This is a genomic window from Pedobacter sp., from assembly GCF_035566355.1.
Lineage (GTDB): Bacteria > Bacteroidota > Bacteroidia > Sphingobacteriales > Sphingobacteriaceae > Pedobacter.
On the sequence record NZ_DATMRL010000148.1, the window covers coordinates 1 to 13,461 of the forward strand.

The 13,461-nt window shown below is 40.5% G+C and carries 11 protein-coding genes and 2 tRNA genes; 4 read left to right on the forward strand and 9 right to left on the reverse strand.

Going from position 1 to position 13,461, the window contains the following annotated elements; all coding sequences use genetic code 11:
* The 6 genes from VNZ46_RS05865 to VNZ46_RS05890 all read right to left on the reverse strand — a co-directional run.
* Positions 1 to 2,411: CusA/CzcA family heavy metal efflux RND transporter (locus VNZ46_RS05865; protein WP_325559177.1), on the reverse strand; the 2,411-nt coding region annotated here is incomplete at its 3' end.
* Between the two features lie 540 nt (positions 2,412 to 2,951).
* Positions 2,952 to 3,725 carry a hypothetical protein gene (locus VNZ46_RS05870; RefSeq protein ID WP_325559178.1) on the reverse strand — a complete coding sequence of 258 codons (774 nt, stop codon included), beginning with the start codon at positions 3,723 to 3,725 and terminating at the stop codon, positions 2,952 to 2,954.
* 238 nt (positions 3,726 to 3,963) lie between these two features.
* The gene (locus VNZ46_RS05875) at positions 3,964 to 5,070 is read right to left on the reverse strand and encodes an acyltransferase (RefSeq protein ID WP_325559179.1); all 1,107 of its coding nucleotides are present in this window, start codon (positions 5,068 to 5,070) and stop codon (positions 3,964 to 3,966) included.
* Positions 5,070 to 7,535: a glutaminase family protein gene (locus tag VNZ46_RS05880; RefSeq protein ID WP_325559180.1), complete on the reverse strand. Its 2,466-nt coding sequence runs from the start codon at positions 7,533 to 7,535 to the stop codon at positions 5,070 to 5,072. The genes VNZ46_RS05875 and VNZ46_RS05880 overlap by 1 nt, the downstream gene beginning before the upstream one ends.
* A gap of 264 nt (positions 7,536 to 7,799) precedes the next feature.
* Positions 7,800 to 7,873 (reverse strand) — tRNA-Asn (locus VNZ46_RS05885).
* Between the two features lie 52 nt (positions 7,874 to 7,925).
* Positions 7,926 to 7,999, reverse strand: a tRNA-Asn gene (locus tag VNZ46_RS05890).
* A 144-nt stretch (positions 8,000 to 8,143) separates the two neighbouring features.
* Here VNZ46_RS05890 and VNZ46_RS05895 point away from each other — a divergent pair.
* A complete protein-coding gene (locus VNZ46_RS05895) occupies positions 8,144 to 9,058 on the forward strand; it encodes a PfkB family carbohydrate kinase (RefSeq protein ID WP_325559181.1) in 915 nt (304 codons plus the stop codon).
* A 53-nt stretch (positions 9,059 to 9,111) separates the two neighbouring features.
* Here the strand turns inward: VNZ46_RS05895 and VNZ46_RS05900 are convergent, their stop codons facing one another.
* From VNZ46_RS05900 to murB, 3 genes are all read right to left on the reverse strand, one after another.
* Positions 9,112 to 9,348 (reverse strand): cytochrome b5 domain-containing protein, encoded by a 237-nt coding sequence (locus VNZ46_RS05900; RefSeq protein ID WP_325559182.1) that lies wholly within the window; start codon positions 9,346 to 9,348, stop codon positions 9,112 to 9,114.
* 138 nt (positions 9,349 to 9,486) lie between these two features.
* A complete protein-coding gene (locus VNZ46_RS05905; RefSeq protein ID WP_133782351.1) occupies positions 9,487 to 10,017 on the reverse strand; it encodes an RNA polymerase sigma factor in 531 nt (176 codons plus the stop codon).
* A gap of 170 nt (positions 10,018 to 10,187) precedes the next feature.
* A complete protein-coding gene (murB, locus tag VNZ46_RS05910; RefSeq protein ID WP_325559185.1) occupies positions 10,188 to 11,204 on the reverse strand; it encodes a UDP-N-acetylmuramate dehydrogenase in 1,017 nt (338 codons plus the stop codon).
* Positions 11,205 to 11,355: 151 nt separating this feature from the next.
* Between murB and VNZ46_RS05915 the strand changes: the two genes are divergently transcribed.
* The 3 genes from VNZ46_RS05915 to VNZ46_RS05925 form a co-directional block, all read left to right on the forward strand.
* Positions 11,356 to 11,964 (forward strand): TetR/AcrR family transcriptional regulator, encoded by a 609-nt coding sequence (locus VNZ46_RS05915; RefSeq protein ID WP_199076249.1) that lies wholly within the window; start codon positions 11,356 to 11,358, stop codon positions 11,962 to 11,964.
* Positions 11,965 to 12,072: 108 nt separating this feature from the next.
* On the forward strand, positions 12,073 to 12,681 hold the full coding sequence (locus tag VNZ46_RS05920) for a TetR/AcrR family transcriptional regulator (RefSeq protein ID WP_325559183.1): 609 nt from the start codon (positions 12,073 to 12,075) through the stop codon (positions 12,679 to 12,681).
* A gap of 20 nt (positions 12,682 to 12,701) precedes the next feature.
* Positions 12,702 to 13,461: TolC family protein (locus VNZ46_RS05925; RefSeq protein ID WP_325559184.1), on the forward strand; the 760-nt coding region annotated here is incomplete at its 3' end.

A 13,461-nucleotide genomic window follows, 5' to 3' on the forward strand; every position in this document is an offset into this window, starting at 1 on the left:
TTTAACGGAACTTTATTTCCGGAAGGCAAAGGAATATACAGGTTTTCAATACTGGATATATTATCCCGGAGCTCTCTTTTAAGCCGGATCACCAAATCAAATCTCTTTTCTCCCTCAAAAACTACACCCGCAACGTTTCCTGCAAAGGCAGTACGCAAGATCGTATTCACATCTCCTATACTCAGTCCATATTGTGCTATCCTGTCCCTGTCATAGACCACAACAATCTGGGGCAAGCCGGATATCTGTTCAACAAATAAATCCCCAACCCCTTTTACCGGCGTGATCAGACGTGCGATTTCTTTTGCATGCTTACTGAGGACATCCAGGTCCTCTCCATACACTTTTATAGCAACATCTTGCCTCACTCCCGTCATGAGTTCGTTAAAGCGCATCTGCATCGGTTGGGTAATCTCTATATTTACTCCAGGAAGAACGGATAAGGCCTCTTCCATCTTTTCTGTCATCTCTTCCTTCGTCTTTGCGGTTTTCCATTCCTTCTTTGGAATCATGGCCACCATCATATCTCCTCTTTCTATTGGCATCGGATCTGTCGGAATTTCCGCACTTCCAATTCTGGTTACGGCTTGCTTTACCTCTGGAAACTGTTCCTTCAGTATCTTCTCCGCCTTTCCGAAAGTTTCAATCACCTGAGAAAGAGAGGTTCCCTGCATCATAGAAATTTCCACAGTTAGATCTCCTTCTTCCAACTGGGGTAAAAATTCTCCGCCCATATTAGAAAACAAAACTATACTAAAAGCAAAAAGCCCCAGGGAAAGACCAACAGTAAGCTTCTTAAATTTCAGAACACGTTCCAGTGCAGGTGCATACCAGGCTTTCAGCCTGTTCATGATCTTATCAGATATCGTTTCTTTATGCAGTGTTTCCTTACTTAAGAATAAAGCACTGATCATCGGAACATAGGTTAGAGAAAGAATAAAAGCGCCAATGATAGCAAAGGCTACTGTTTGGGCCATGGGCTTAAACATCTTTCCTTCTATCCCGACCAGAGTCAGTAAAGGCAAATACACAATCAAGATGATGATCTCTCCAAAAGTGGCACTAGCCCGGATCTTAGAAGCAGCCTGATATACCTGCTCGTCCATTTGTTGCTGGTTTAGCCTGGGCACATCTTTGAACAGCTTACTTTCCGTAAGCCTGTACAAAATGGCTTCTACGATAATCACAGCCCCATCCACGATCAAACCAAAATCTACCGCCCCCAGGCTCATCAGGTTACCTGAAACTCCGAAAAGCCGCATCATTGCAAAAGCAAAAAGCATTGCAAAAGGAATTACTGAAGCTACAATTAACCCGGCCCGCCAGTTGCCAAGCAATAGCAGCAGTACAAATATGACAATCAATGCGCCCTCGATAAGATTTTTTTGTACAGTTCCGATGGCTCTTCCCACCAGTTCGGTCCGATCTATAAAAGGTTCTATGACTACACCTTCTGGTAAGGATTTCTGAATCTGGGCAACCCGCTCCTTCACGTTCTCAATCACTTCATTAAAGTTTTCCCCTTTCAGCATGAGTGTAACACCGGCAACCACTTCTCCGGTGCCATTTCTGGTTACGGCTCCATACCTGGTCGCACTACCTATTTGTACCGTGGCTACATCCCGGATGAGAACAGGTATCCCCTTCTCATTTTTGACCACGATCTTTTCTATGTCTGCCAGTGATTTTACCTGACCAATGCCACGTATAGCATACGCATTACTGTGCTGTTCAATATAAGCCCCTCCTGTATTTTCATTGTTTTCTTTCAGGGCATTAAAGATTTGGGCAATGGTTACATTGTTTGCATTCAGTCTTTCATTATCTAATGAAACTTCATATTGTTTTACATAACCACCCCATCCGCTAACTTCGGCAACACCCTTTGTTCCGGCAAGTTGAGTACGTACGATCCAATCCTGCATGGTACGGAGATCTGTGGCGCTGTACTTAGCCTCGTATCCTTTTTTCGGATGAAGTACATACTGATATATTTCTCCCAGGCCTGTTGTAACAGGCGCCAAAGAGGGTTTTGCAAGGTTTTGTGGGATTAAGCTTTCAGCCTCTTTAAGCTGTGCACTGACCTGCTGCCTGGCCCAGTAAATATCTGCATCATCTTCAAAAACGATTGTAATTACTGAAATGCCCGATCTGGATATAGACCTCTTCTCCACAACGTGTGGTATATTGGCCATAGCCAGTTCTATGGGGGCAGTTATAAACTGTTCGACCTCCTGTGCACCAAGATCTGGTGCCTGAGAAATAATCTGGACCTGATTATTGGTAATGTCCGGCACCGCATCAATTGGTAACCTCGCCAATGAGTAACCTCCCCAAATAATTAGGGCAATCATCATTACACCAATAGCCAGTTTATTTTTTATGGAAAATAAAATGATCTTATTAAACATCTTAAATTTAAATTAATATTAGCCTTCAGGATCAGCAATACTGACCTGAATTTTTATCCTGTAAAATTTTGAATGTGCTTGGTTAAACAAGCAATTAGGCTTTTAATTAAAAAAGATTTAAGAAAGCTTTGGCGGTTGCCAGACGGGCAGACTGATATCAATAAATCCCCCCACATCTTCCTGTGGATAATCAGAACAAATACTGGAAAAAGATACAGCAATTAAGGGCTCAGTCTGTTGCATTGATGGTGTAGAACAACATATACAGACACAAAAAGGGGAACAGTCGTCCTTTTGCTGTGATGGCGTTTGACTGTCTTTTTTTTGATAAGAAGCAGATGTCGGTTTTGAAGACACGATGTCATCCCTGCAAGGCAAGCCGCTTTGCATCAGGACCATCAGACTAAAAAAAAGACATAATATTCTCATTTCAACTTTAATTCCCTTTTTGACCGGAAAGTTCCAAAGTTAATTATTCTCGCTAATTTTGCAAGAATAACAGCAAATGATCACATTATTCAAAACTGACAGGTAAACAGCTTAAAATTTGATCAGCAATTTTTCGGAAATCAACTTGGCATCTTTATAATATTCAAAGAACCACTCTCCATTCTTTTTAAAGGCAATGCCATTAGAGGTTCCATTGTCAGCAATAAAGTAGTCCTGCTGCGAAGTTTTAAATAAGGTAAGCACCTTTTTGGGTGTAGTATCGATCAACTGATACCCTGTACTTGTCGACTGCGCATACAACGTACCTTCCGCTGGTTTGACCTCTGGTACAGCAGCAGAAACAGGGACTTCTTTAACAGGGCTTGCAACTACTGCTGCTGGTACTGCCACAGCTGCGGTAGCTGGCTGGGGGGTTGCAACCGCCTGCTGAACACTTCCATTATAAGCGTACTTAACGTCATCCAGAGAAGTAAAAGCATCTCTCAAAGCCAGGTTATAGGACGTACTATATTCCTTTTCCCTGCTTTTTCCTTCTTTACTTTTAAAGACTACATTACCTTTACAATCCTTTAATAATACAGTAAGGTTTGTCGTAAACATTCCATTCTTCTCCAGTACGTCCAGATTTAATGCATTGCAGCGATTTCCTGCAATCTCGGCAGGCAAATCAGCATTATCAAAATAAGCAGTAAAACCTTTTTCTTCCATAAACATTTTTGCCAGTGTGTTCAACTTATACTGATCCTTCTGTTTAAGAAAGTTAAATTTTTCTGGCACAACCACATATTTGTAGTTATTTATGGAATTTTGAGCGTATCCAGAAATGGCTGTAAATACAAGAAATAATAAGATATATCTTTTCATATTGGATAATAGACTTTGTGAGTAAATAGGTTCATAGCTCATTTCTTTAATGAGAACCAAAATAATTGATATAAATATAGTTTTTATTGTCTCAAACAATAAAAATTTTTATTAAAATCAACTCCTGTTATATAAGTTTAACTCGTCCTTTCTGCTATTTCTCCAACGATCAAACTCTATCCTTAAAGCTTTCACCGCATTTGTAGTTTCATCTTTCTGATTCACGATAAGTCTATTTTCAGCCAAGTTTCTTTCGCAGCCATTTGCGAACAGGCTCATCGTAGCACTTCAAACTGATATAGGCAAGGACAATTGCACCGATCAAAATCGCTAAGGCATAAGGCCAGGCCTGTATAATGGTTACACCTTTGTGATTGCTGATCCATGCCACATAGAAATAAACCAGCGGATAATGCACCAGGTACAGCGGATAGGATATGTCGCCGAGAAACTTACATATCCTACGTTCGATTTCGCTATGGACCTCACCACTGGCACCAAGGTAAACGGTAAGCGGAAAAACGACAAGGATGCAAACAGACTCGTATATCCCATTCATCCAAAGATGGTCAGCACCGCCAATACGCGGCATATACAATACCATCGCTACCAAAACGCTGCACCATAAAAATGCATGTTTGATGCGGGTAGGATTAGCAATACGCGAAAGCAACAGCCCGGCAAAGAACGGGTACATCGTGCGGGTAATGCCTACACGCACCTGCTCCACGTTCAATGTCCATCCGCCACTGACATCCCCATTGGTGATCGCCAGATGTGCAAGTGCTACAGCTGCAACCAATACCAATACAGACAACGCCGTTTTTGAAAACTTTCTTATCCAAACCGCATAGAGAATATTGGCGATGTATTCAAAGAATAAAGACCATCCTACGCTGTTAAGCGGATGCATTTCCTGCCAGCCACGTATATCCATGGACAGCGGCACGGGAAGAATAGTATAACCGATCAGCAAAACCAGCAGCATTTTCCAAATTGGTACAGTATGGATCAGCGGCCAAAGCGTCGAATCTGTGAAGTAGAATCCTATGGCTCCCAGTGTCATGCCCAGGATCACCAGGGGCTGAAGACGCTCTATACGGCGTTTAAAGAAACTGCCAATGGTTATTTTATCCCAGCGGTCATCGTAAGCATAGCCAATCACAAAACCTGATAGCAGGAAAAAGAAATCGACAGCCAGGTATCCGTGATTAACTAGAATATCCAGATGACCTGTCCCTAACGGTTCAGTGAGGTGAAAGGTAACGACGATGATGGCCGCAACACCGCGTAAACCATCCAGTATCGGGTAGTGCGGCTTGGTGATCAGTGCATTATTGTACATTACTTTAATTTCAATTGATCAGCCAGTATTTTCATATAAAAACCACCAACTACGCTTCTCGCCTTGAAATTTTCCCTGATGCCCGTTTTTGAATCGTAAAAATCATTCAAAGGCACGCGCGATGGGGTCTCCAGGGCGTGTACATAAAGCGGTCTGATCAATGCCTCAAACTGCTCCCTTTGAGGAGCAAAAGTTGCCGTCCAAACGATCCAGTCATTCTTGGTGTATGATTTACGGCTGTCTAGCGGAATACCAAACTTATTTATTTTAGTAAGATAATAACGGGTTTCGGTATCATACACTTTCTGAGGAAATAAATGTAAGCCCAGCACTTTGTCCCAAACCAGGTTATATTTCTGGCTCCAGGTATCTTTGTTGTCAAAAGTGAGTGCATAATGATCGCCGGCGTCAGCCATTTTTATCCACTCAGGTACCATGCCTTCTGCTATAGCCCGATATTTCTTGGCGGTTTCAACTTCACCCAATTTCTCTGCCATCTGCGCATAGCAAGCTATCGCAACGATAGCTTTAACGGATAAGTTGGCATTGCGGGCCAAATGTCCGGCAAAATCGTCCGTACATAATTGGGTTTTCGGATCCAAGCCCTCTTTGGCAAGATAATCAACCCAGGTGGTCAGCGTCTGCCAATGTTTTTTTGCATAGGCCGCATTACCCTCCACTTTAGCAATCGCGGCACAAAGGATAATCATATTACCAGACTCCTCTACAGGCATGGGCTCACCGTAAGTCTGCCCGTTCGCCTTCGGATAAGTGCCCAGGTCATGTGCAGCCCATGGGTGCGGATAGTTGCCTGATTCAGTGAAGTGAAAAATACCGGTCAGCATGCCTTTCATCAGTTCGGGGTTATAAAGCAGGTAAAGCGGTGCCGAGGGATAAGTTACATCCACCGTATTGATGAAACCACCGCTATTGTTTTCCTTCGATAACCATAGAGTTTCACCTAAGGGACTTTTAACCAGTGTATGCGCCGCAATGCTTTGACGATAGGCCAATACGCACAAGTTCGCATAAGCTGCCCCTCCAGAACGTAAAGCATCCGCATAAACCTCTTTGTCGAAGGTCTTGCATTTTTGCATAACAGATTGGTATTCATTAAAGGCATCTGTGAGTTCGCCTTCAATAGTAGCTTTGCCTGAGTTATTCCACCAAGGCCTCAAATCAGTATGGAAATACTGTATGGAAAACCCTTCGTCATAACCTAACTCAACAAAACGTTCAACAGCCGCTTCACCAACAGTTCCAAAAGGGATGATCGTATTTAGTGAAAGCGAACGACCTTTAGATGCGGTTGATGAAACAGACCCTTTTCTGAATGCATTGGCCGCTTCGCTGCCTTTGGTCGTAAACTGAATCACTCCCGCAATTTTTGGCGCAGCTACATAAAAATACCCCCAGTCGATACGCATATCGTCAGCCCCTTTTTGAAGAACAGGCTGCTCAACGGTACCTGTTTTTAAGACAGACAGTTTCTCCGTATTATATTTTTGTGCGCTAACGGTCTGTGAAGGTTGATAGACAGCGATGTCAGATGATGCGCCCAGGAAAACTTTTACGGCGTGCTTTTTTCCATCATTTGCATTCACCTTATAAGTAATGTAAGAAACGGGGCGAGATAACAAACTCAGGTCATTTAACAGCAATGGTGAAGTGAAGGTAAGTTGAACATTCACTTTTCCGGCAGCAAAATTATATACAGTTTGCGTTGCATTCACTTCTACATTTTTTTGTTCAGCCAGCAATATTTGGCCGGCATTGTCTTTTAGCTTGTCTACAAGACCAAAATCCAAAAGGCGGCCACCCGCCGTATTGGCCAGATGAATAGCGATCACATTCTGACCAGCTTTAAGTGCTTTTTTATGGATTGGTAAATATTGGAAATTACTTGTCCAACCTTTCTTCTGGTAAACCTTGGTGCCGTTCAGAAAAACCTCAACGTTGTCGTCGTGGTTGAGTTTTAAAAAAAGTTCATTAATGTCAGCGATCGTACTAAGATTGAATGTCCGTCTTACCCAAATATCATCCGATTTCCATAATGTTTTCACATTCTTCTCATCATCGCCAATCGGCGCCCGGCCAGATTTCCAGCCGGTAGTATTGTAGTTGAGCAAAGTCCAGTCACCCTCTGGTTTGTTTTCCCTGTAAACAACAGGATAAGATGCTTCATCAGAGGCGCTCAATACGGTTTTGTAGCTGGTCTGCTCTTGTCCAAGGAAACGATAAATCTTCCCATCTACATTAATCAGCCCCAATAAGGAGTGCGCTGCACCTGTCCAATGCGTTGTGGCAGAATGGTTCAATTGATCGGTATTTGACCAGATGCTAAAGTTAGGGTTGTGGGTGATCAGCGGATAAGCGGGTGCCTTTCTTTCCTGTGCGTACACAGTCCCCGTCAGACATGCATAGGCCAGTAGGACCAAGGACTTAAGTCGGTTAGATTGGTTCATGGATAAGTATATATTTGATGTTTTATTCAGACCGTAAAAGTAAAGTAAAAGTGCTGCCGGGTTATCTTCATATTGTATCAAAGTCCACGCATATTGTCTCATTTTCGCATACCTGCATAGGAGACTTAAGAGATTTTTCAGGCTTACAGAAAGAAACTAACCAAATATCAGAGCAACAACATCAGATTACCCAGGACAATTCAGACTCACCGTAAAAAAATGAGGACAAAAAAAAGGGAACACTTAAATAAGTGTTCCCTTATGCTCCCTCTGCTGGGCTCGAACCAGCGACCCTCTGATTAACAGTCAGATGCTCTAACCAGCTGAGCTAAGAAGGAGTGCTGGCTATTTAAAAAGCCTTTCAGACGAACTGAAAGGCTTTTGATATTGCTCCCGAGACTGGGCTCGAACCAGTGACCCTCTGATTAACAGTCAGATGCTCTAACCAGCTGAGCTACTCGGGATGCTGGCTTAATCCCAAAACGCCTTTTTTGAACTATTAAAGAACATAAAGCCTTGTTCGTTTTGGGAATGCAATATTAGGGGTTTTAATTTATTTATGCAATATTTGCAGTGAAAAAAAATAAAAAAAAATAAAGATTTCATATATGAGCCTGATAATCATAGGAACTGTAGCATTCGATGCCATTGAGACCCCCTTTGGAAAAACAGACAAAATAGTAGGCGGAGCCGCAACTTATGCCGGATTGGCCGCTTCTTACTTTTATAACAAAGTTAAAATAGTTGCTGTAGTTGGCGATGATTTCCATAAAGAAGACATTGAGAGTTTTAACAACCACGGAATAGATACCGAAGGTTTGCAGGTTAAAGAAGGTGGTAAGTCGTTCTTTTGGTCCGGAAGATACCACAATGATATGAACAGCAGAGATACACTGGTTACAGAACTCAATGTACTTGCCGACTTTGATCCTGTAATACCTGAAAGCTACCAGGATTGTGAATACCTGATGTTGGGTAACTTAACACCTCAGGTACAGCAAACGGTGATCAAACGTCTAAAAAACAGACCCAAGCTTATTGTAATGGACACTATGAACTTCTGGATGGACATTGCAATGGACGATTTGCTGGAAACAATCAAACTTGTGGATGTACTTACTATTAATGACGCAGAAGCCCGTCAGTTATCAGGAGAATATTCATTGGTCAAAGCAGCCAGAAAAATCTTAACCATGGGGCCAAAGTACCTGATCATCAAAAAAGGAGAACATGGAGCCTTGCTGTTCCATGAAGACCAGATCTTTTCTGCTCCTGCTCTTCCACTTGCAGAAGTTTTTGATCCAACAGGAGCCGGAGATACCTTTGCTGGTGGATTTATCGGTTATATGGCAAAAGTAGGTACGATTAACTTCAATAACATGAAGAATGCAATCATTTACGGCTCAGCCCTGGCTTCATTTTGTGTAGAAAAATTTGGAACAGAAAGAATCCTAAACCTGAAGGAAGAAGAAATCACTGCAAGAATCAAAGAATTTGTTAACCTGAGTTCTTTTACCATTTAAACCTTTTCGAAGAGTTAAACATCCAATGTCTAGAAATACCCGAACCGGGGTTTCTAGACATTCAAACGGCCGACGGGATTAAATTTCTCAAAAACCGCATCCGTATGTGGGGCATCCGGCAGTTCTTCTGTCAAATCCTGACCCGCCCAATGTTCGTAATGTTTGCCATTTCGCCATAAACGGCTTTCACTCACATCATAAATTACCCCTTTAAAAGCAACCCATATCTGAGGTTTATCTTGCCCGTTCCGTAAAGCCAGTTGCTGTTTAGTATAAACCGGTAATTCCATGATAACTATAAGTCCTTGATCTCATCCGTACAAAAATAGAGTTTTAGAATAGACAATCAGGTCCGGAATAAAATTAAACAAAAAAAGAGGTGCCCCAATTTTCATGGAACACCTCTTCTCAGGTTTCACCGCTAATATCTAAACAATATCAGCGCCTAAAATATCTTTAGAATACGTTTTTAAATATTTTTTAAGAATTTGTCTTGCAACATGTATCCTTGTTTTAACTGTTCCGATAGGAATTTCCAGCATATCTGCAATCTCATGGTATTTATATCCTTCAAAATATTTAATGAAGGGCACATAATATTCAGGTTGCAGGGTGGATAAAGCCTTATTGATATCCCCAATTACAAATTTGCTGTCGATGGTGTTTTTAGTCGCACTATAGTGAAGGTTAGCAGAGGAAATATCTTCTGACTTGGTGATGAGTGCATTAGTTTTGACCAAACGTCTGTAATTGTTAATGAATGTATTTTTCATTATGGTAAATAACCAACCTTTCAGGTTCGTACCCTCTTTAAACTTACTATAGTACGTAACTGCTTTTAGCATTGTATCTTGTACCAAGTCGTTTGCATCTTCAATATCTTTAGTAAAATTTAAAGCGAATGACTGTAAAGAAACTGAATGGTCGTGCAACTGTAGATTGAATTCATTTTTTGTCATAATGTTTTAATTTTTAAGTGTTTAAAAAAGCGAACAAACAAGATGTGAGAATTAACGCTATCGAATTTGTTTAATCTTACTTATATAACTTTACACAACATATGTACCAAAAAAAGAACTTGCTATTATAATAACTTTTTACCCGCCTCAAAAGCGCAAACAACGCAATGTCACAGAATATTTACTTCTCTTTCCAATTTTACGCCAAACTTTTGGCACACTTCATTAATGATCTGTTCCGAAAAACTATACACTTCTTGTCCTGTGGCATGACCATGATTTACCAGTACAAGAGCCTGATTTTTCCATGTCCCTGTCTCCCCTACCACCTTCCCCTTAAAGCCACATTGCTCAATCAACCACCCAGCAGCCAGCTTAACTTGTCCTTCCCCGAACGGATAACTTACTATATCCGGATAAGATTGTTTAACCTCCTCATATTGTCTTGTCGATATCACCGGGTTTTTAAAAAAACTTCCCGCATTACCAATTGTAGAGGGATCAGGTAATTTGCTCACCCTGATATCAGAGACCACAGCAGAAATATCACTTATCGTTGGTTGCAATATATTCCTGGAAGAAAGTTCAGCTTGAATGGCACCATAGGTTGTTTTAAGATCTGCCGAGGCAGAAAGATGGAAACGAACGGATGAGATGATGTATTTACCCTTCAATTCATTCTTAAAAATACTATCCCGATATCCAAATTTGCACTCCTCATAACTAAAAACCTTTTTAGCCCCCGTTGCAATCTCAAATGCGCTACAACTATGAAAAACATCTTTTAATTCAACTCCATAAGCACCTATATTCTGAATCGGTGAGGCACCAACCGTACCTGGAATTAAACTCAGGTTCTCCACTCCGGCCAAACCATTGCTCACACAATATTGAACCAGATCATTCCAAACCACGCCCGCACCCGCGGTGACCAGAAACCCATCCTTTTCCTTTTGGCTGCTGATTCCCGGAATGCTGATCTTAATCACAAGTCCTGAAAAGTCTTTGGTTAATAAAATATTGCTACCCCCACCCAAAACAAGCAGATCATTGTCTTTAATAATATTTAAGGACAAGAGCTGAACAAGTTCATCCTCACTAAAAATTTCCACGAAATATCTTGCAACCGCAGCTATAGCAAAAGTATTAAAGGGCTTTAAAGAAACGTTTTCCTGAATAAAAGACATGCTTAGATTTTTTTTAAACACTGCAAATGTAATCGTTAACATGTGTAATAAATATGTTAAAGTTAATATTTAAAAAAAATGCATAATTTAACGTCCCAAATATTTTATAAGGTTAATATCAGCATTCAGGCAAGGCAGGATTCAGTTCAACATGGAAAATCAGGATAAGAAAAGAATTTTAATTATAAATGCAGCGTTGAAAAGATTTGCTCATTATGGATTGGCAAAAACCACAATGACAGAAATTGCAAAGGACATCTCTTTTTCAAAAGCGCTGCTTTATTATTATTTTCCAGACAAGCTGAGCCTTTACGTCAGTGTAATTGAACACCTCATGCACTCCATCAGCAAAGATCTGCTGAAATCCGTAGAAAAAACGGCTACAAGTACCGAAGGCATTATGATGCTTCTGCAGAAAAGACAAGGCTATATCCAGAAGTATTATAATTTAATGGAGTTTTCCAAAATGATTGGCCCGGAACTACCGGCAGATTTGTTTGAAAAATTTAATAAAGCAAAGGATTTTGAATTGAAGATCATTACTTCCCTTTTGAACCGTGGAAGTGCCGCCGGAGAATTTATTATTGATGATGCAGCTTATATTACAGAAATATTTGTTGAAGCTTTGGCGGGGATTCATTTCAATATCCTAAACAAAGACAGAAAAATTTTCCCGAGCAAAGAACAGTTCAAACAAATCTTCGTAAAAGAAAAAAGATTCGCCGACATCTTTCTATCTGGATTAAAACGAAATATTTAGTCACAAAAAAGTCATTTCTCCTATTTTTTTAACTTAAGTTTTAATATACCATTATTCGGCTGTATTTTTGACCTTATTAATAAAAAAGTCAGAAAGTAAAAGAGTAGAATGTTAGAGACAGACAAAAAACGAGAGTTAATTATAGAAGGAGCAATTAAACGCTTTACCCATTTCGGAATCAATAAAACCACAATGAATGAAATCGCAGACGATCTGTCTGTATCAAAACCTTCCTTGTATTATTATTTCCCAGACAAAAGCAGCTTAATCCTTGGAGTAATCAACAAAATCTTTGATGACTATTTCGAGGCTATACACAAGGAAAAACCCGCAATTAATTCGCTGGAGGCCACCCTGGCCAATTTTATTGAAGTCAAACACCGCTTTTTCCAAAAGTATTATATGCTACACCTCTCTTCGGGCAGTAATGATGCTTCATTCAATTCAGATGAATTAAAGAATCATGTTACAAAAATGAAAGAGAGAGACGTAGAAATCCATGCGCATATCTTTCAGGCTGCGGTGGTACAAGGTGATATAGAGGTTTCCGATCTTAATAAAATCACGGAACTCTATCTGGAAAGCTTGGCGGGTATCACTTCATTATGCGTAATGCATGGCTACAAAGAACTCATACCTAGCAAAAAAGATTTTAAGGTCATTTTGGAAAAACAGCTTAGCCTGTCTAGAATATTTATTAAAGGATTAAGGAAATAAAACACACAACCGTTATAAGAATGAATCATATTATTAAACAACTAAAATTAATCCCGCTGTTGCTGTTGGGCTTACTTATAGCGGATGCTGCAAATGCACAGCAGACGCTGACGTTAAAAGATGCGTTGAACTATGCGATACAAAACAGTGTGAAGGTACGTAAAGCAAAACTTGACATTGATGGTGGAAGATACAAAACACAAGAAGTGAGAGCCCAGGCCTTACCTCAAATTACAGGCAACGCTGGTTTAACTTATAATCCGATTATTGGCCAACTGGTTGCCAATTTCGGAGGCACTACACAAGCGATCAAATTAGGCCAGAACTGGAATTCATCTGCCGGGGTTCAACTTTCACAGCAATTGTTTAACCAAACGGTATTTACAGGCCTGCAAGCAGCCAAATCCAGCGAAGAATATTACAACCTGACTTCTCAGTTAACAGAAGAGCAAATTATTGAATTGGTGGCCAACAACTATTATCAGGTATTGGTCAACAGACAGCAGCTGAATGTGCTGGACAACAACATCAAAAATGTAAAAGTTACAGAAAAGGCTATATCTAATCAATATGAAAATGGTTTAGCAAAAAAAATTGATGTAGATCGGATCAAAGTGAAGCTTACCAATTTGATCACACAGCGTGAACAAACTTTAAACCAAATTACACAATTAGAAATCCAGCTAAAGTTTGCTATGGGTATGCCGGTAAACACGGACATTATTTTGCCTAAAACAGAACTTACAGAAGTGACTCAATTGCCTCAGTTTGCAGATTCCC